This is a genomic window from Rhodococcoides navarretei (assembly GCF_038069675.1).
GTDB classification, from domain to species: domain Bacteria; phylum Actinomycetota; class Actinomycetes; order Mycobacteriales; family Mycobacteriaceae; genus Rhodococcoides; species Rhodococcoides navarretei.
Genome location: NZ_JBBPCN010000001.1, coordinates 1,171,444 through 1,189,855, shown reverse-complemented (window position 1 = coordinate 1,189,855; position 18,412 = coordinate 1,171,444). Strand labels below are relative to the sequence as shown.

At 64.7% G+C, this 18,412-nt stretch carries 17 protein-coding genes; 3 read left to right on the top strand and 14 right to left on the bottom strand.

The features are described from left to right. The first annotated feature begins 146 nt into the window (after positions 1 to 146). From AABD04_RS05925 to AABD04_RS05915, 3 genes are read left to right on the top strand one after another with little or no spacing between them, the layout of a single operon-like run. Positions 147 to 1,085 carry a DUF6286 domain-containing Asp23/Gls24 family envelope stress response protein gene (locus tag AABD04_RS05925; protein ID WP_341440502.1) on the top strand — a complete coding sequence of 313 codons (939 nt, stop codon included), beginning with the start codon at positions 147 to 149 and terminating at the stop codon, positions 1,083 to 1,085. Next, positions 1,085 to 1,636, top strand: coding sequence for an Asp23/Gls24 family envelope stress response protein (locus tag AABD04_RS05920; protein ID WP_341440501.1), 552 nt, complete (start codon positions 1,085 to 1,087; stop codon positions 1,634 to 1,636). The genes AABD04_RS05925 and AABD04_RS05920 overlap by 1 nt, the downstream gene beginning before the upstream one ends. A 24-nt stretch (positions 1,637 to 1,660) precedes the next feature. Beyond that, positions 1,661 to 2,050: a hypothetical protein gene (locus AABD04_RS05915; RefSeq protein WP_341440500.1), complete on the top strand. Its 390-nt coding sequence runs from the start codon at positions 1,661 to 1,663 to the stop codon at positions 2,048 to 2,050. A gap of 12 nt (positions 2,051 to 2,062) precedes the next feature. On the opposite strand, the gene AABD04_RS05910 is transcribed toward AABD04_RS05915, so the two are convergent. The 14 genes from AABD04_RS05910 to AABD04_RS05845 all read right to left on the bottom strand — a co-directional run bounded on the left by AABD04_RS05910 (position 2,063) and on the right by AABD04_RS05845 (position 18,410). Then, a complete protein-coding gene (locus AABD04_RS05910; protein ID WP_341440498.1) occupies positions 2,063 to 4,588 on the bottom strand; it encodes a polynucleotide kinase-phosphatase in 2,526 nt (841 codons plus the stop codon). After that, positions 4,585 to 5,880, bottom strand: a complete 1,296-nt coding sequence (locus tag AABD04_RS05905; RefSeq protein WP_341440497.1) for a 3' terminal RNA ribose 2'-O-methyltransferase Hen1 — start codon at positions 5,878 to 5,880, stop codon at positions 4,585 to 4,587. Before AABD04_RS05905 ends, AABD04_RS05910 begins: the two co-directional genes overlap by 4 nt. 280 nt (positions 5,881 to 6,160) lie before the next feature. Then, positions 6,161 to 7,351 (bottom strand): elongation factor Tu, encoded by a 1,191-nt coding sequence (tuf, locus tag AABD04_RS05900; RefSeq protein WP_341440496.1) that lies wholly within the window; start codon positions 7,349 to 7,351, stop codon positions 6,161 to 6,163. 102 nt (positions 7,352 to 7,453) lie between these two features. Further along, positions 7,454 to 9,556 carry an elongation factor G gene (gene fusA, locus AABD04_RS05895; RefSeq protein ID WP_243596019.1) on the bottom strand — a complete coding sequence of 701 codons (2,103 nt, stop codon included), beginning with the start codon at positions 9,554 to 9,556 and terminating at the stop codon, positions 7,454 to 7,456. 95 nt (positions 9,557 to 9,651) lie between these two features. After that, positions 9,652 to 10,122, bottom strand: a complete 471-nt coding sequence (rpsG, locus tag AABD04_RS05890; protein WP_003941856.1) for a 30S ribosomal protein S7 — start codon at positions 10,120 to 10,122, stop codon at positions 9,652 to 9,654. Between the two features lies 1 nt (position 10,123). Continuing rightward, positions 10,124 to 10,498 carry a 30S ribosomal protein S12 gene (rpsL, locus tag AABD04_RS05885; protein WP_008714048.1) on the bottom strand — a complete coding sequence of 125 codons (375 nt, stop codon included), beginning with the start codon at positions 10,496 to 10,498 and terminating at the stop codon, positions 10,124 to 10,126. A gap of 294 nt (positions 10,499 to 10,792) precedes the next feature. Then, a complete protein-coding gene (locus AABD04_RS05880; RefSeq protein ID WP_341440495.1) occupies positions 10,793 to 11,320 on the bottom strand; it encodes a DUF3558 domain-containing protein in 528 nt (175 codons plus the stop codon). Continuing rightward, a complete protein-coding gene (locus AABD04_RS05875; protein ID WP_341440494.1) occupies positions 11,317 to 11,832 on the bottom strand; it encodes a DUF3558 domain-containing protein in 516 nt (171 codons plus the stop codon). Before AABD04_RS05875 ends, AABD04_RS05880 begins: the two co-directional genes overlap by 4 nt. 6 nt (positions 11,833 to 11,838) lie before the next feature. Continuing rightward, a complete protein-coding gene (locus AABD04_RS05870) occupies positions 11,839 to 12,366 on the bottom strand; it encodes a hypothetical protein (RefSeq protein WP_341440493.1) in 528 nt (175 codons plus the stop codon). A gap of 43 nt (positions 12,367 to 12,409) precedes the next feature. Next, positions 12,410 to 13,828 carry an amidohydrolase family protein gene (locus AABD04_RS05865; RefSeq protein ID WP_341440492.1) on the bottom strand — a complete coding sequence of 473 codons (1,419 nt, stop codon included), beginning with the start codon at positions 13,826 to 13,828 and terminating at the stop codon, positions 12,410 to 12,412. Positions 13,829 to 13,876: 48 nt separating this feature from the next. Continuing rightward, the gene (locus AABD04_RS05860; protein ID WP_341442964.1) at positions 13,877 to 14,500 is read right to left on the bottom strand and encodes a TetR/AcrR family transcriptional regulator; all 624 of its coding nucleotides are present in this window, start codon (positions 14,498 to 14,500) and stop codon (positions 13,877 to 13,879) included. Positions 14,501 to 14,542: 42 nt separating this feature from the next. Continuing rightward, the gene (locus AABD04_RS05855; RefSeq protein ID WP_341440491.1) at positions 14,543 to 15,295 is read right to left on the bottom strand and encodes an enoyl-CoA hydratase family protein; all 753 of its coding nucleotides are present in this window, start codon (positions 15,293 to 15,295) and stop codon (positions 14,543 to 14,545) included. Next, positions 15,295 to 16,455 (bottom strand): acyl-CoA dehydrogenase family protein, encoded by a 1,161-nt coding sequence (locus AABD04_RS05850; protein ID WP_243596025.1) that lies wholly within the window; start codon positions 16,453 to 16,455, stop codon positions 15,295 to 15,297. The genes AABD04_RS05855 and AABD04_RS05850 overlap by 1 nt, the downstream gene beginning before the upstream one ends. Continuing rightward, the gene (locus AABD04_RS05845; protein WP_341440490.1) at positions 16,452 to 18,410 is read right to left on the bottom strand and encodes an acetyl/propionyl/methylcrotonyl-CoA carboxylase subunit alpha; all 1,959 of its coding nucleotides are present in this window, start codon (positions 18,408 to 18,410) and stop codon (positions 16,452 to 16,454) included. Before AABD04_RS05845 ends, AABD04_RS05850 begins: the two co-directional genes overlap by 4 nt. Positions 18,411 to 18,412: the final 2 nt, after the last annotated feature.

Below are 18,412 nucleotides of genomic sequence, written 5' to 3'. Positions count from 1 at the left end.
CGCGGTCACCCGCACAATTTCCGACACGGTCGCAGTATGCCAGGAACAATTACTCTCGCGACGTCATCCACCACCGGTCGTCACTACAGTTGTGGAGCGCGTGCCGCACCACAGCGAGCCGCGACCGGTGTAAAGGATTCTCGGTGATGACGCATGCTGGATCCGACGAGGTCAGCGACGATCTCGAGATGCGTGGCAGCCTCGAGATCAAGAATCGGGCGATCTCCCGAACTGCCATCACGGCGGCCTTGAAGGACCCCCGGGTCACCCGGACCACCGGCGGAATGTCGCGGCTGACCGGTCGAGAACTCCCCCGCGCCGACGTCACCCTCGGCGAGGACACGGTCGCCGTCAACCTCTACATCGGCGTGACATGGCCGTCGCAGATCACCGAGGTCACCGAGGCGGTGCACGCGGAGGTCGAAGACGCGCTGGCGACGATGACGGGTCTGCACGTGCATCGGGTGAACGTGCTGGTATCCGACACCACCCTCGCCAGCGGTCCAGCACCTGTGTCGAATCCCGATGCTTCGCAGACTGTTTCCCCCCGACCTCCCACCGCAAGCCCGGCCGCGATGCCGGTGGCCCTGCTGTTCGGGTTCGTTCTCCTGGGCGTGGCCTTCGTCGCCGGCCGGGAGTTCCTGATCGCGCAAGGACACTTCGGCGGTGACCGGTGGATCGCCGACGCTGTGTTCTGGATAGCCGGATTGCACTGGCAGGGTTGGATGATCGCCGCCGCGATCGGCAGCGCCGTCGTCGGATTGCTCCTCGTGCTCATTGGCGTCAAGCCGCGAACGAAGACACATTCCGGTCTCGGTGGGTCGGCGTCGACCGTCTGGGCCACGCCCACCGACATCGCTCGATTGTGCAGTGCTGCAGCACAGTCCACCCGCGGGGTCGTGGACGCGCACACCGTCGTCACGCGCAGGAAGATCGACGTGCGGGTGGCGCGCGATCCTGGTTTCGAGGTCGACGGCATCGACTCTGCGGTCCGCGAAGCGCTCGCTCCGGTGCTGTCGGTTGCCGCGGATGGGCGGCGATCGACGGTGAAACACACGTCTGCGCCGCCGACGAGGGTTACGTGATGAAGACGTTCGTCGCCGGGGTGGACCGGCTTCTCGCCGTCGTCGCCGGAGTTGTGCTCCTCGCCGGTGGTGGCTTCGCTCTTGCCTGGCACCACGACGCCCCATGGGCGCGAGAGATGCTCTCTCGCTTCGATCGTGTGCGGATCGCCGAACTGCCCGAACAGGGCTGGTGGGTGCCGACGTTGGCTGTGGTCGGGTGCACCGCGGTGGTCATGGCACTACTCCTGTTGATCGGCAACATCTCGCCGCGCACGACCGGAACGGCAAGTGTCATCGAGGAGCCGCATTTCTCGGCGCATGTGGACCTGAGTGCCATCGCATCGGGCGTGGCGACGGAGTTGGCCGAGTTCCCTGGTGTTCGACGCGCCCGCGGTACTGCGATCGACGATCGAGGAATGCCGACCGTCGCCGTGTCGGTCTATGCTGCAGCCGATTTCGACGTTGTCGCCTTCACCGCCCAGGCCGAATCACGAGCCGCTTTCGTGGCCGAATCACTCGCCGGTTCGCACGTCGCTACCCGCATTCAGCTGCACGTCGACAAGCGGCGGTAACAGTCCGGGCGGTACGGTAGGGCCATGGTTGCATCGACGCGCAGTAGGTTCGAGCGATGGTCCGGTGGGATGCCTCTCGTGGTCCCGGTGGCATTCGGAGTGGTGCTGGTGATCGCAAGCGTCTCGTCGAAGCTCGGTGGCAGCTCGCTCTTCTTCTTCGCTCCTCTGGCTTTCGTCACCTCGGGAACGGTGTTGTGGCTCAAAGCCCGACGTGGCACGACACGAGACCACCTCGCTCACGCCGCAGTCGGATCCGCACTGCTGGTGGGCTGCGGCGTCGTCGTCGCCGTGTGTGGTCTCGCGGGCGGCCTGATGCTGGACTCGCCGGTGTTCTGGGCATCGATCGCGGTTGCAGCGGCAATCGCGGCTCCGATCAGCGCCGGCATCAGTCCGTTCTCGTCGCTGTGGAATTAGTGCCCACGGCACCTACAGTCGCGGGTCCACCGGCTCGGATTCCAGTGCCAGGACGGCGAACACTGCCTGGTGGATCGAAAAGAGCGGCGCACCGCGCACCGAGCGATCCAGCGCTTCCATTCCCAGTGCGTACTCGCGTAGGGCCATCGACTGCTTGTGCCCCACGTTTCGACTACGCAGTGCAGTCAGTCGATCCGGATCGGTGTAGTCGGCACCGTAGATCAGCCGCAGGTACTCCCGGCCGCGAACTTTCATGCCGGGCTGCATCTTCCCGCGTGGAGCGTTCGCCGCAGGCTTGACCACCATGCCCTCACCGCCCTGTGCCGTCAACTCCTCCCACCACTTCTCCCCTGCAGCAACCGAATCCGCGGACGACAGATCGACCTCGATTCGACGGGTGGTGGCGAACACCTCGGGAGCAGCTGCCTCCAGACGGTCGGCGACGTCGAGGTGCCACGTGTGCGGACGATCCGCATACGTCTCGACATTCGACGCCAGCACCTGGAACGGCGCGATCCGAACTCCGTCGAGCCCGTCCGTCGGCCAGACGTACCGCCGATACGCGGCGGTGAACTCACCCAGGTTGCCCTGCCGAACGGTGTTCCGTTCCTGCAACTCCTGCACATTCAGACCGCGCGATCCGGCCGATGCCAACACCGCCGCCTCGGCCTCGATGTTCGCCCGAGACACCGCAGCGACCGCGGCGTACTCGGTCTTGATCAGGCCCTCCGCCTTGGCAGACCACGGCATCAGTTCGCAGTCGAGAATCAGCCAGCTCGAGGCCAATTCGTCCCACACACCGGCCTTCTCGATCGCGTCGGACACCCCGGAAATCAGCTCGCCGGTGAGCGACTCGTCGAACACCGGACGACCCGTCCGCGTGTACGCGGTGCCGAGCACTCCCTCCGGCGCATCGAACTTCTCCCGAGCGGTAGCTGCATCTCGACACACCACCACGACCACCCGCGAGCCCATGTGCTTCTCCTCGCAGATCACCGTCGACGCACCGACCGCCCGATACGCGTCGAACGCCTCGGTCGGATACTCGAGATAGCCCTCCCGGTCCGAAGTTCGGCTCGGTGCCATGGTCGGCGGAAGATAGTGCAACCACTGCGGAGCCAATGCGAACCGACTCATCACTTCCAAAGCGCCCGCAGCATTCTCGGACCGTACCGACACGCGACCACGCAGCGACGTCTCGACGCCCGTCGGCCCGATCACATCGGACAGATCGAGAGACGCGGCATCACGGGTGAACGCGCCCATCGGACGCGCCGGCTCGTACCAGACCTTCTCGGCCGGAACCGAGACGATCTCACGCTCCGGATAGCGCAATGCCGTGAGCTTCCCACCGAAAACACACCCCGTGTCGAGGCACGCAGTGTTGTTCTCCCACTCCACTTCCGGGACCGGCGTGTGACCGTAGAGCACCGTCGCCGAACCGCGATAGTCCTGCGCCCACGGGTACCGCACCGGCAGCCCGAATTCGTCGGTCTCGCCCGTGGTGTCGCCGTACAGGGCAAAGCTTCGAACCCTGCCCGACGCCCTGTTGTGGTACTTCTCGATCAGACCGGCGTGCGCGACGACGAGCTTTCCGCCGTCGAGCACGAGGTGCGCGACGAGTCCGTCGCAGAATTCGAGGACATCCCTGCGGAAGTCTGCGGATTCGGCGTCGAGCTGCTCGAGAGTCTCGGCAAGGCCGTGCGAGGTAGTCACCTTCCGCCCCCGCAGCGCCTTGACGAGCTTGTTCTCGTGGTTGCCCGGCACTGCCAATGCCGCGCCTGCACCGACCATCCCCATCACCAGCCGCAGCACGCCGACCGACTCCGGCCCGCGATCGACGTAGTCGCCGACGAACACCGCGGTACGACCGGGCGGTGGCGTCGCGCCGACCGCACGGCCGACCTCGTCGCGCTCGATCGTGTAACCCAGTGCTTCGAGCAGGCTTTGGAGTTCGTTGAGGCAGCCGTGGATGTCCCCGATGACGTCGAACGGCCCCGTCAGTCCGCGGCGATCGCTGCGCAGCGGCGTCCGAACGAACTGCGCCGACGCCACCGCCTCGACACCGTCGAGTACCTGGACCGAGCGAAATCCTTCCTTGGACAGACCACGCATCGAACGCTGCATCTGAGACTGCTGGCGACGCAGTACGTCTCGGCCGAACGCTCTGTCGGTCCGTTCCGCGTTGCGCTGGGCACACACCGATTCCGGCACATCGAGTACGACGGCGACCGGGAGCACATCGTGTTCACGAGCCAGCGCGATCAGCGCCTTGCGCGCCGCCGGTTGCACATTGGTGGCGTCGACGACGGTGAGCAGACCGGCCCGCAGCCTGGTCGCGACGAGGAACTCCAGCAGCGCGAACGCGTCCTTGGTTGCGCTCTGCAGATTGGGGTCGTTGCTCACCATCCCTCGGCAGGCATCGCTGGACACGGTCTCGTACGGGCCGAAGTGCTGCGCTGCGAACGACGACTTGCCGGACCCACTGATACCGATCAGGACGACGAGGGACAGATCCGGAATGTCGAACGTACTCACTGGGACTGCTCCTCTCGGGTGAAGACGGCCATCTGGGTCGGGGTTCCGTGCACGTCGTCGACGGGGCCGATGCGGTCGAAACGAACCGAGTAGGCGTGGCCGTCGGCCACCGATGATGCCCACTGCTCGAATTCGGCGCGGGTGAACTCGAATCGGTGATCGACGTGACGGAAGGTTCCTGGTTCGAGGCCGGGATACAGCACGTTGTACTCGGAGTTGGGTGTGGTGACGAGAACCGTTCGCGGACGCGCCTCGCCGAAGACCGAGCGCACCAATGCCGGCAGTCGATCGAGGTCGACGTGCTCGATCACCTCCATGAGCACCATCGCATCGAATCCCTGCAACCGAACGTCGCGGTAGGTGGCCGAGGACTGCACCAGTTCGATCCGTGTTCTCTGCCGATCGGACAGGTCGTCCAGACGCAACCGGCGGTGCGCCTTCACGAGTGCACGATCACTCACATCGGCACCGAGAATACGGTCGAAAGAGTTGTCTGCGAACAGCTCTCGCAGTAGTCGACCCTCACCGCAGCCCAGGTCGATCACCGACTTCGCGCCGACGCCTGTCAGCGCCGCCAGTACGGCGCGTACCCGCTGCTCGGCCAACGTCGGATCCCGCGGGGCCACGTCGTCCTGCGGGGCGTCGGGCACGAGTCGGTCCAGCGCCGACGCCACGAGTTCGCGACGGTGCGCCAGGTAGCGGGACGCGATGAGCGCTGACTCCGGGTGATCTCCCAGCCAATCCCCTGCTGCGCGAACCAGTTTGTCGGCCTCGTCCCCGCCCACCCAATAGTGCTTGGCGTCGTCGAGAACCGGGAGAAGAACGTACAGGTGCCGCAGCGCAGCCGACAGCGTGAACGTGCCGGCGAGAACGAGATCGACGTATTCGGAGTCGCCCCATTCCGGCTGCGTCGGATCGAGGGCAATGGGTGTCGCGTCTACCGTCCATCCGAGGGGACCGAAGAGCCGATCTGCGAGATCGGTTCCGCCCCGCGACGGCGCGGCAGGCATCGACATGGTCAGATCGACTGCTGCAGAGGCCAATTCAGGCCTTCCGGTGCACACACCGGCCAGCGTTTGCTTGAACAGTCGCGACAGGGCCACTGCCAGTCCGGATGCGGCGTCGGCATCGGCGAGAACGGCGACGGTGGTGCACTCAGCCGAGACCTCGGGATACAGCACCGTGGTGGCACCCATCGGCAGGTTCCAGCTCTGCACGCGATCGGGGTGCTTGTGCAACAAGTACCCGATGTCGGAGGCGTCCGGGAAATCGGTTGTGGCATTTGCAGTCACGGTCAGTAGCACCGCAGCGACGTTACGGGACAGCCGAGTCCGATGCGTCCCATTTTTCGGGGTGCCCGCCGGGCTGCGTCAATGGACCACTGCATACGTCTGGGCGATGCAAGGGTCCATTCACCCATGTGGGTGGCCACCTCCGGACCGCGTGAATGGACCGTTGCATACGTCTGAGCGGTGCAAGGGTCCATTGACGCGGGCGGCGGAGCCGACCGCACGCAAAAGCGGCACCCACCAGAAGGTGGGTGCCGCTTCGGTAGAGCAGGGTGAAACTAGATCACTTGATGATCTTCGTGACGCGACCGGCTCCGACGGTACGACCGCCCTCACGGATGGCGAAACGGAGGCCGACATCCATGGCGACCGGCTGGATCAGCGTGACGGACATCTCGGTGTTGTCACCGGGCATGACCATCTCGGTGCCCTCGGGAAGGGTCACAACGCCCGTAACGTCCGTGGTACGGAAGTAGAACTGCGGGCGGTAGTTGTTGAAGAACGGCGTGTGGCGGCCGCCCTCGTCCTTGGACAGGATGTATGCGTTGCCCTCGAACTCCGTGTGGGGCGTCGTGGTGCCCGGCTTGATGATGACCTGTCCACGCTCGACGTCTTCGCGCTTGATGCCACGAACGAGGAGGCCGACGTTGTCGCCTGCCTGACCCGAGTCGAGCAGCTTGCGGAACATTTCGATTCCGGTGACGGTGGTCTTGGTCGAGCCGGGGCGGATGCCGACGATCTCGACCTCTTCGTTGACGTTGACCGAGCCGCGCTCGATACGTCCGGTGACCACGGTGCCACGACCGGTGATGGTGAAGACGTCCTCGACGGGCATGAGGAACGGCTTGTCGGTCTCACGGACGGGGTCCGGAACCGAATCGTCGACGGCCTGCATGAGCTCCATGACCGACTCGCCCCACTTCTCGTCACCCTCGAGTGCCTTGAGTGCGGAGACCTTGATGACCGGTGCGTCCTCGTCGAACTCCTGCGAAGCGAGGAGCTCGCGGACCTCCATCTCGACGAGCTCGATGATCTCGTCGTCGTCGACCATGTCGGCCTTGTTCAGTGCGACCAGGATGTACGGAACACCGACCTGGCGGGCGAGCAGCACGTGCTCGCGGGTCTGCGGCATCGGGCCGTCGGTTGCTGCCACGACCAGGATTGCGCCGTCCATCTGAGCCGCGCCGGTGATCATGTTCTTGATGTAGTCGGCGTGACCCGGTGCATCGACGTGCGCGTAGTGGCGCTTCTCGGTCTGGTACTCGACGTGGGAGATGTTGATCGTGATACCACGAGCCTTCTCCTCCGGAGCCTTGTCGATCTGATCGAAAGCCGAGGCCTCGTTCAGGTCCGGGAACTTGTCGTGCAGAACCTTGGTGATTGCAGCCGTCAGCGTCGTCTTACCGTGGTCAACGTGACCGATGGTGCCGATGTTGACGTGCGGCTTCGTCCGATCGAACTTCGCCTTCGCCACTGTGTGTCCTCCTGGACTGATCTGTGCGGGCCCCTGCGGGGCAAGCACGCGTATGTGTTGTTTCTTATTACAGGTCGAGCGTGGTCCAGCAAGCGGAGAGAATTACTCTCCGTTCACCTTCGCAATGATTTCCTTCGCTACGTTCGCGGGAACTTCTGCGTACGAATCGAAGACCATGGAGTAGTTTGCGCGGCCCTGCGTCTTCGACCGAAGGTCTCCGATGTAGCCGAACATCTCCGACAGCGGAACCAGTGCCTTGACGATACGGGCACCGCTGCGTTCCTCCATGGCCTGGATCTGACCACGGCGGGAGTTCAGGTCGCCGATGACCTCACCCATGTAATCCTCGGGCGTGATGACCTCGACGGCCATGACGGGTTCGAGAATGACGGGGCTGGCCTTGCGAGCGGCTTCCTTGAACGCTTGTGAGCCGGCGACCTTGAAGGCCATTTCCGACGAGTCGACGTCGTGGTACGCACCGTCGAGCAGTGTGACCTTGACGTTGACCAGGGGGTATCCGGCGAGAACACCGTACTGCATGGCGTCCTGAGCACCTGCGTCGACCGAGGGGATGTACTCCCTCGGCACACGACCACCGCTGACCTTGTTCTCGAACTCGTAGGTCGCTCCGTCTTCGCCCTCGAAAGGCTCGAGCTTGATGATGACCTTCGCGAACTGGCCGGAGCCACCGGTCTGCTTCTTGTGCGTGTAGTCGTGCTTGTCGACCGTCTTGCGGATGGTCTCGCGGTACGCGACCTGCGGCTTGCCGACGTTGGCCTCGACCTTGAACTCGCGACGCATACGGTCGACGAGGATGTCGAGGTGCAGCTCGCCCATGCCGCCGATGACGGTCTGGCCGGTGTCCTCGTCCAGCTTCACCGAGAAGGTGGGATCCTCTTCGGCGAGCTTCTGGATGGCTGTTCCCAGCTTCTCCTGGTCGGACTTGGTCTTCGGCTCGATCGAGACCTGGATGACCGGGTCCGGGAAGCTCATGGACTCGAGGATGATCTGGTTCTGCGGATCGCAGAGCGTGTCACCCGTCGTGGTGTCCTTGAGGCCGATGACCGCGTAGATGTGACCGGCAGATGCGGTCGCGATCGCGTTCTCCTTGTTGGAGTGCATCTGGAAGAGCTTGCCCAGACGCTCCTTCTTGCCCTTGGTCGAGTTGACGACCTGAGCGCCGGAGTCGACCTTGCCCGAGTACACCCGGACGTAGGTCAGCTTGCCGAAGAAGGGGTGAGTCGCGATCTTGAACGCGAGAGCCGCGAACGGCTCGTCTGCGGACGGCTTGCGAGTGATCTCCTTCTCCTCGTCGCCGACGGCGTGTCCGATGGTCTCGGCAACGTCGAGGGGAGACGGGAGGTAGTCGATGACCGCGTCGAGCATGGGCTGAACGCCCTTGTTCTTGAACGCGGATCCACACAGGATCGGGTACAGCTCGCTGTTGACCGTCATCTTGCGGATGGCAGCCTTGATCTCGTCGATCGTGAGCTCTTCGCCGCTGAAGTGCTTCTCCAGAAGCGCCTCGTCGGACTCGGCCACGGTCTCGAGCAGCATTTCGCGGTACTCGGCTGCGCGCTCCTTGAGATCTTCGGGGATCTCGATGGTTTCGTAGGTCTCGCCCAGCTTGGTTTCGCCGCGCCAGATCTTCGCGTTCATCTCGACGAGGTCGACGATGCCTTCGAAGTCACTCTCGGAGCCGATCGGCAGCTGGATGACCAGCGGCTTGGCGCCGAGGCGATCGATGATGGTCTGCACGGTGTAGTAGAAATCCGCGCCGAGCTTGTCCATCTTGTTGACGAAGCAGATACGCGGCACGTCGTACTTGTCGGCCTGGCGCCACACCTGCTCGGACTGCGGCTCGACACCTTCTTTGCCGTCGAACACTGCGACAGCGCCGTCGAGCACGCGGAGCGAACGCTCCACCTCGACGGTGAAGTCGACGTGCCCGGGGGTGTCGATGATGTTGATCTGGTTTTCGTTCCAGAAGCACGTCGTGGCAGCAGAGGTGATCGTGATGCCACGTTCCTGCTCCTGCTCCATCCAGTCCATCGTGGCTGCGCCATCGTGAACTTCACCGATCTTGTAGGAGATACCGGTGTAGAAGAGGATGCGCTCGGTAGTGGTGGTCTTGCCGGCATCGATGTGAGCCATGATGCCGATGTTGCGGACCTTGAGTAGGTCGGTCAGCACGTCCTGTGCCACGAGTTAACCCGCCTTGGTGTTGGAAGAGGTATTGCCTGAGCTGATCAACGCTCCGGCGGCATCGGATAGTTCCGAATACCGCCCGAGCGAGGAGATCACCAGCGGTAGTGGGCGAACGCCTTGTTGGCTTCGGCCATCTTGTGAGTGTCCTCGCGACGCTTCACAGCGGCACCGAGGCCGTTGCTGGCGTCGAGCAACTCGTTCGCCAGACGCTCGACCATGGTCTTCTCACGGCGAGCGCGCGAGAACGTGACCAGCCAGCGCAGTGCCAGCGTGGTGGAGCGGCCGGGACGAACCTCGACGGGCACCTGGTAGGTGGCACCACCGACGCGACGGCTGCGAACCTCGAGGGCCGGCTTGACGTTGTCGAGTGCACGCTTGAGCGTGACGACTGGGTCGGTGCCGGTCTTCTCGCGAGCCTGCTCGAGCGCCTGGTAGACGATGCGCTCTGCGGTCGACTTCTTACCGTCGAGAAGGATCTTGTTGACGAGCTGCGTGACCAACGGCGATCCGTAGACCGGGTCGTTGATCAGCGGCCGCTTGGGTGCTGGGCCCTTGCGTGGCATATCAGCTCTTCTCCTTCTTGGCTCCGTAGCGGCTACGAGCCTGCTTGCGGTTCTTGACACCCTGGGTGTCGAGCGAGCCGCGGATGATCTTGTAACGCACACCCGGGAGGTCCTTCACACGACCACCGCGAACGAGCACCATCGAGTGCTCCTGCAGGTTGTGACCCTCACCGGGGATGTATGCGGTGACCTCGACCGAGGAGGTCAGGCGAACACGCGCGACCTTACGGAGAGCGGAGTTCGGCTTCTTGGGGGTGGTGGTGTACACGCGAGTGCACACGCCACGGCGCTGTGGACTGCCCTTGAGGGCAGCGGTCTTCAGTTTCGCGACCTTGTCGGTGCGACCCTTGCGGACCAGCTGGTTGATCGTTGGCATAAACCGGCTTTCTTCGTGTCGATAAACAGGGATCTAGCAGTTGGAGCAAGAGAACACTGCTCCTCACCCGGTACTGCTGCTGCTCCAGTACTGCTATCGCGGGTCTCTTGCACCCCGCGGTCGGGTGTGTCGCATACCCCCACACGTCCAGCCGGTTGCGCGCTCTTCGAGCGAACGTGCGCACGGCTGTACCTCGCATAGGCACACAAACGGTCCGGCCAGGCCGGACACGACCCATAACGATACCCGGCAGCGTCGCCTCGGGTCAAAACACCCCTCGTGTGGGTTCGCGGGTTATCGACTGAGGTTCAGCGTGAGGTCGGCGAGCTTCGCGGCGGCCTGACAGGGATCGGGATGCGCGACGTCCGGTTGGTACTGCACCCACCACCCGAAAATGCCCGCCCGATCCGCACCGGCGGAGACCCCGCACGAGTCGGGGTCGTTCGGGCGCTGGGCCTGGATTGCCTTGCGTCCCTGGACCGTTGTGTCGGTGACGGTGTACATCAACTTCTCGTTGGCGGCCCGCTCAGCTGCGAGAGTGCCGGACTCGAACCAGTTGAACGTCACCTTCACCGTGCCCGCGGAGCCGACGAGATCCCACCGACAGATGGCCCCGAGGAAACCCTGAGCGATGAGGTCGGCACCGACGGTGTCGGTGATCTGGTCGTCGGACACGGCGTCGCACTCGGTCAACAAGTCGGTGAATTCTTCGCCACCCGAGCCGCCGAAGCTGGCCGGTCGCGCGGTTCCCTCCACGGTCTGCGAGCAGCCGGCGGCGAGTAGCACGGTCGCTGCGGCGGCAATGATGCGTCTCTTTCTCATTGCTTACGCTCCACGGTCAGCTGTGCGAGTTCGTTTCCGACATCACAGGGTGGGCGCGCCGCAGGTTGGTCGGAGTACGTGATGGACCAGTGGAAGAAGTCGTCGCCGAATTGCACGCCGATCTCGCACAGCGTGCCCCGCTCGGCCTCGAAGCCGGGGTTGCCGTCGATCTCGATGTCCTTCGCCGGACGGCCGATCAGCTCGGAACCGGCCCGTTCCCGGCCGATCGGGCTGCCGCGGTACCAGGAGAAGCTGACGCCGGGTCCGCCGAAGCCGACCGTTTCCCACTGGCAGCCGACGGAGTTGCGGGTGATCTGCCCGAACGGGCCCGCTCCGAACGCGGACTGCACTTCGGCGTCGGTGATCGATCCGCATTCGCCGAAGAAGGGGCCGGGCTCGTATGCGGAGGTAGCGGGTGCCGAGTCCCCGGGTGGCGCGGCGTCGTCCTCGGCACCGCCGCACCCGGCGACCAGAATTGCCGCCCCCGTCACCGCCATCGCGAACCGCTTCATATCCGCCTACGGTGCCTCGAACGCGCCGACGCCGGGAATGTCGAACAGAATGCCAGAGGCCAGAACATGTGCGGTGAAGAGAATCGGTCCGCTACCGGTGTCCGCGACCACCGGCCCCGAGGGAACGAATCGTCCATTGCCCTGCTGGCAGATCGGAGCGTTCACCGATCCGCTGCGACCGTTGGCTACGTTGACGAAGTCGACCTGCAGGCTGGCGAAGTTCTGGTAGGACGTGCAGATCCGCGGCTCGGCGGCGCGGCCCCAGATGTGGGTCAGGCCTGGCGTCTCGGTACCGGCGGCCTCGATCGTGCCGATCCACTGATCCGGAACGATCAGCCCACCGACGGTGACCCCGAGGTTGGGAATCTGCAGAACGGGGACGGAAACCGGTCCAGGCGGGGGTACAGGCGCGTTCTCGGTGGGTGCAGGCGGGGCATCGGCAGGCGGTTGAGCCTGTGCGACCGGCGCGAGGGCGATGGTGCCCACAGCCGCGAATGCAGCTGCGAGTAGACCGAATCGTGTCCGACGAGCCATGTGCGAGTTACTCCTGATCCCTGGGAAGCGAGTGGGCAATACGTTACCGCGAAGCGGCGAGCTTCCGGCCCCGGACATAGACGCCGACGATGGCCGGCTCGCGCATCGCCATCAGCAGCGCGAAGAGGGTCTGGTCGCGGGCCAGCTCAGGATCGTCGGCGCGGACGCCGTGGTCGATCGCCGTCGCCAGCTGCGGCCAGGACCCGGGATCGACGACGACGAAATCGGCTTCCTTGCCGGCGTCGAAGTTGCCGATTCGGCTCTCCATGTCCAGCGCGCGGGCCCCCGCGAGGGTTCCGGTGAACAGCAGTTCCGCCGGGTGCAGCGACAGTCCGGCGTCGCCGGCCTCGGAGATGTGCACCTTGAAGGCGTCGGCGAGGACCTGCGGCAGCAGCCATTCGTCACCTCCGCCGAAGTCCGAACCGATGGCGATGTTCACTCCCGCGGCGACGGTTCGCTTCCACGGCATGGTGCCCGAGCCTAGGAACTGCTGCGAGGTAGGGCAGTGCGCAATGGAGGTGCCGGTTTCGGCCAACCGCTCGAGTTCGATGTCCTGGCAGTGCACCGCGTGGGCCAGGATGGTGCGCCGACCCAGGAAGCTCTTGCCGCCGACCTGCGAGCCCGGCAGAAACTTGCCGTCGTAGGTGTCGAGGTAGGTATCCACCCCGTAGGCGTTCTTGGTGGCGTCGATCTCGCCGGTTCCCGGCCGGTTGTTCTCGTTCAGGTGCGTGTGGAAGTAGACACCTCGGGCGCGGACGGAATCGTAGAGCTCGCCGAGATTCTTCAGCGTCTCGGTTGTCACCGAGAGCGAGAACCGCGGTACGACGGCCACATGCAACATCGCCGTGTCGACGTCGCCGGTATCTGCCGCGTGCCACTTCTCGATCTCCTCGGACACCAGCCGGATGGCCTCGTCCTCACCGGTGATCAACGCCTGCGCCGACGCCGGGCCGGTGGTCTGAACTCCGCGTCCACTGACGATGCGCAGCCCGTGCTCGAGCGTCTCGGAGAACAGCGAGTCCTGTGCATGCGGGAAGGCCGAGCCGAACACCATCGCCTGCGTGGTTCCGGCCCGGATTCGCGCGGCGCAGAAATCTCTGGCCGCTGCGGCAGCGAACTCGGGATCGGCGAAGCGAGACTCGGACGGGAAGATGCACGTGTTCAGCCATTCGAGTAGTTGCCCACCGCCGTAGGAATCACCCGCATAGGTCTGCGGAAAGTGAATGTGGGTGTCCACGAATCCCGGCAGCAGAAACCCGGGACGATGATCAGCGATCTCCTGGTGCGCGTAATGCGTTGGCAGAGAGTCGAACTCGCCACAGAACTCGATCGTGCCCGCGTCGGACACCACCAGCGCACCGTCGGGAATCGACACCAACGACGCGGCAGCGTCGAGCACCGTTGGCGATCCGGCGACGTGAAAGATGTGGCCGCGGTGCACGCGTGCGGTATCGGAAGTCACCCGCCAGACTCAAGCACAGGTCGGTCGGCGCTGCAGACCGTGTGGGTTCTAGCGAGCTCCCACCGACGCTGCGGACAGCCGCGAGTTCAACGATGCATCCAGTACCTCGGCCCACGATCTGACGACCTCGGCACGGCGTCGCGCATCGTCGGTGAGCACATCGGCGAGACCCAGTCCTCGAGCGAGGTCGAGGGTCGCCTGGACGAGACGGTGGGTGACGGGATCGTTGTCGTCGACACCGAGGTTCTCGACGGCCATCTGGTGGGCACGACGGCCGAACCGTTCTTCGAGCGGCACGATGCGATCGCGCAACTCGGGGTCGGCCGACGCCGCTGTCCAGACCTGCAGTGCCGCTTTGAACATCGGCCCGGTGTAGTACTCGACGAGCCGCTCGACCACGAGTTTCGTCCGGCCTGGACCCGGCGGGATCTCCTGGGCCTCGCGGCGTGCGTGGTCCATTCGAGTGTCGAACATGTACTCGAGGGCTCCGGTGATCAGGTCCTCACGCGTCGGGAAATGGTGCTGGGTCGCGCCGCGAGAGACGCCGGCGCGTTCGGCGACGACGCCCACCGTCGTGGCACTCCACCCCTGCTCGGCGAGTGAATCGATCGTCGCCTCGAGCAGTCGCTGACGCGTGACCCTGCTGCGGTCCTGCTTGGGTTCGCGCGCCATCACCATCGCCATACTCCCTACTACTACCGACGCTCTGCCGACCTACTTTTCGACCACCCAGGACGGCGGCCTCTTCTCCAGAAAGGACATCATCCCCTCTCGGGCCTCGTCCGATGCAAACAACCTGGCCGATTGCTCGGCGACGGCCGTTCCGCGTTCGTCGATCTCGCGTCGGATCGCTGCCGTGGTGAGCTGTTTCGACTCGGCCAGGCCCTGCGGCGAGCACTTCCGAAACATGATCATGTAGTCGGCCACCGCGGCCGCGGGAACGGCGTCGGCCGCGGTGACCAGGCCGATCGCCTCGGCCGTCGCCCCGTCGAACGTCTCCCCGGTGAGGAAGTAGCGACTCGCCGCGCGGGACGTCAGCCGCGGCAGCACGGCCACCGAGATGACCGATGCCGCGAGCCCGAGCCGCACCTCGGTCAGTGCGAACGAACTCTCGGGTCCGGCGATCGCGATGTCACACGCCGCAACCAGGCCCATGCCGCCGGCCCGCACATGTCCGTCGATGTGACAGATGACGGGTTTCGGGGTGTCGATGATCAGCCGCATCAGATCGAGCATCTGCCGGGTGCGTAGCTCCGGGGACGCACCGGCCTCTCGGAGGTCGGCACCGGCGCAGAACGTCGTGCCGGTGTGACCGAGCACGATCGTTCTGACGTCGTCGTCGTGCGCCGCAGCGATCAGGCCCGCCGTCAGTTCCTCGACCAACACCGAGGACAACGCATTCCGGTTCTCCGGCGAATCCAGCGTCAAATACGCCGTGCTCGTGGAGTTCTCGGCGAGAACGGCCATCAGTAGCTTCTCGGCAGTCCGAGCGAGTGCTGGCTCACGAAGTTGAGAATCATCTCCCGACTCACCGGTGCGACGCGCGCGATACGAGCCGCTCCGAGCATTGCAGCCAAGCCGTACTCACTGCTCAACCCGGCACCACCGTGGGTTTGGATCGCCTGATCGAGCGCCTTGATGCTGGCCTCGGCCGCAGCGTATTTGGCCATGTTCGCAGCCTCGGCAGCGCCGAAGTCGTCGCCGGAGTCGTAGAGCACCGCGGCCTTCTGCATCATCAATTTCGCCAACTCCAGCTCGATCTTGCACTGCGCCAACGGGTGCGCCAAGCCCTGGTGGGCCCCGATCGGCGTCTTCCAGACGGTGCGCTCCTTGGCGTACTTCACTGCGGCATCGATGGCGTACCGGCCCATTCCGATGGCCATCGCGGCACCGAGGATGCGCTCGGGGTTCAGTCCCGCGAACAGCTGCATCAGGGCAGCGTCGGCCTCACCGACGAGTGCCTCGGCGGGCAACCGGACGTCGTCGAGGAACAGCACGAACTGGTGATCGGGTTCGACGATGTCCATCTCCATCTGCGTCTTCTGCAGACCCGGAGCGTCCGTGGGCACGATGAACAGGGCAGGCTTGAGCTTGCCGGTCTTGGAATCCTCGGTGCGCGCGACGATCAACACCGCGTCGGCCTGATCGACACCGGAGATGTAGATCTTGTTGCCCTTGAGGACCCACTCGTCGCCGTCACGGCGCGCTGTAGTGGTGATCTGATGCGAGTTGGATCCGGCATCGGGCTCGGTGATGCCGAAGACCATGATCTTGGATCCGTCGGCGAGGGCGGTGAGCCACTCCTGCTTCTGATCGCCCGTGCCGTACTTGCCGATGATGGTGCCGCAGATGGCGGGGCTGACGACCACGAGCAGCAGACCGGCACCGTGCGCGGCCAACTCCTCCTGCACGAGCGCGAGTTCGTAGATGCCTGCGCCGCCACCGCCGTACTCCTCGGGCAGGTTGACGCCCAGGAAGCCGAGCTTGCCCGCCTCGTTCCACAGCTCGGTCAGCGGCTCACCCTTGCGCGCCTTGGGCAACACGTAGTCGATGTAGTTGTAGCGCTTGCCCAGTGACGAGACTGCGTTGCGCAGTCCCTTCTGCTCTTCGGTTTCGATGAAACTCATGCTTGCTCTGCTCCTTCTGATACCACGGCCAGAACTGCACCGACCTCGACTTGTTGACCCTGCTGAACGTTCAGTTCCGTGAGCACACCGTCTGCAGGTGCGGTCACCGTGTGTTCCATCTTCATCGCCTCCAGCCACAGGATGGGCTGACCGGCGGTGACGGTATCGCCCTGCGCGGCAGCGATTCTGATGACGCTGCCCGGCATCGGAGCGAGTAGTGAACCAGCCGCGACCTGGTCGGTGGGGTCGGTGAACCGCGGGGCCCTGATCAACCGAACCGGACCGAGCGCCGAATCCACGAAGACAGCCGAACCGTAGCTGCTCACCGTGAAGGTACGTCGAATACCGTTGTCGTCCAACGTCACCGAGGTCGGCGTGTGCTCCACCAGTTCGACACCCTCCACCGAGGAGGTGAGCCCGCTGCGTCCGATCGAATATTCGACGGTGATGTCGTTGTAGGTCTTGCGCTGCGGCTGCGACCGCAGGTTTCGCCAACCGCCGGGCAGTCCCCGATTCACGCGGGCTCGTTGGAGGTTGCTCGCCGCGTCGGCCAGAGCAGCTGCGAGAGCGGACAGTTCCTCGCCTCGGCCGTGCGCGATCGGCTGAGCCAGGACGTCGAGGCCGTGCGTGTCGAAGAAGGCCGTATCGGTATCCCCCGCCACGAACGCCGGGTGCCGCAGAATGTTGACCAGCAGATCGCGGTTGGTCTTCAGGCCGTGAACGGTGGCCTTCTGCAACGCTTTGGCCAGTAGGTTCGCTGCCTGATCCCGCGTCGGCGCGAAGGAGATGACCTTCGCCAGCATCGGGTCGTAGTGAGTTCCCACCACACTGCCGGTCTCGACGCCGGAGTCCACTCGGATGTATCCAGCTTTGTCCGACACCTCGAACTGCGCACCGGGGATCTCGAATCGGTGCACGGCACCGCTCTGTGGCTGCCAGTCCTGGGCCGGATCCTCGGCGTAGAGGCGAACTTCGATGGAATGTCCACGAGTCGCCGGCTGCTCGGCGGGCAACCGCTCCCCCGCTGCCACCCGAATCTGCAGTGCAACCAGATCGAGTCCCGTCGTGCATTCGGTGACCGGGTGTTCCACCTGCAGACGAGTGTTCATCTCGAGGAAGAAAAAGTTGCCCTTCTCGTCGGCGAGGAATTCGACCGTGCCTGCACCCTCGTAGCCGATGGCCTCGGTGGCCAGTGTCGCCGCATGGAAGAGCTTCTCGCGCATGCCATCGATGCGTTCGACGAGCGGCGACGGAGCCTCCTCGACGACCTTCTGGTGACGACGCTGGATCGAGCATTCGCGCTCGCCCACCGTCCACACGGCGCCGAATCTGTCTGCCATGACCTGCACTTCGATGTGCCGGCCGGTCTCGATGTACCGCTCGACGAACACCGTTCCGTCGCCGAATGCCGAGAGTGCCTCGCGCCCGGCCGCTTCCAGCTCCGAATCCAGGTTCTCCAGGTTGCGCACGATACGCATGCCGCGCCCGCCGCCGCCTGCAGACGCCTTGATCAGCACCGGAAGTTCGTTCTCGGTGACCGACTCGGGATCGAGCTGGGTCAGCACCGGCACTCCGGCGTCGGCCATCATCTTCTTGGACTCGACCTTCGAGCCCATCAATTCGATTGCCTTGACGGGCGGCCCGATCCACGTCAGGCCGGCGTTCTGCACCTGCTGCGCAAAATCGGCGTTCTCGGACAGGAATCCGTATCCCGGATGCACGGCGTCGGCTCCGGCCTGCACTGCAGCGGCGATGACGAGCTCGCCGCGCAGGTACGTCTCGGCCGAACTGTTGCCGGGTAGCCGCACTGCCGCATCGGCCTCACGGACGTGCGGGGAGTTCGCGTCGGCGTCGGAGAACACCGCGACGGTGTCGATGCCTTCGGCGCGGCAGGTAGTGAAGACGCGGCGGGCAATTTCGCCGCGGTTGGCTACGAGGACGGACGATACGGTCATGG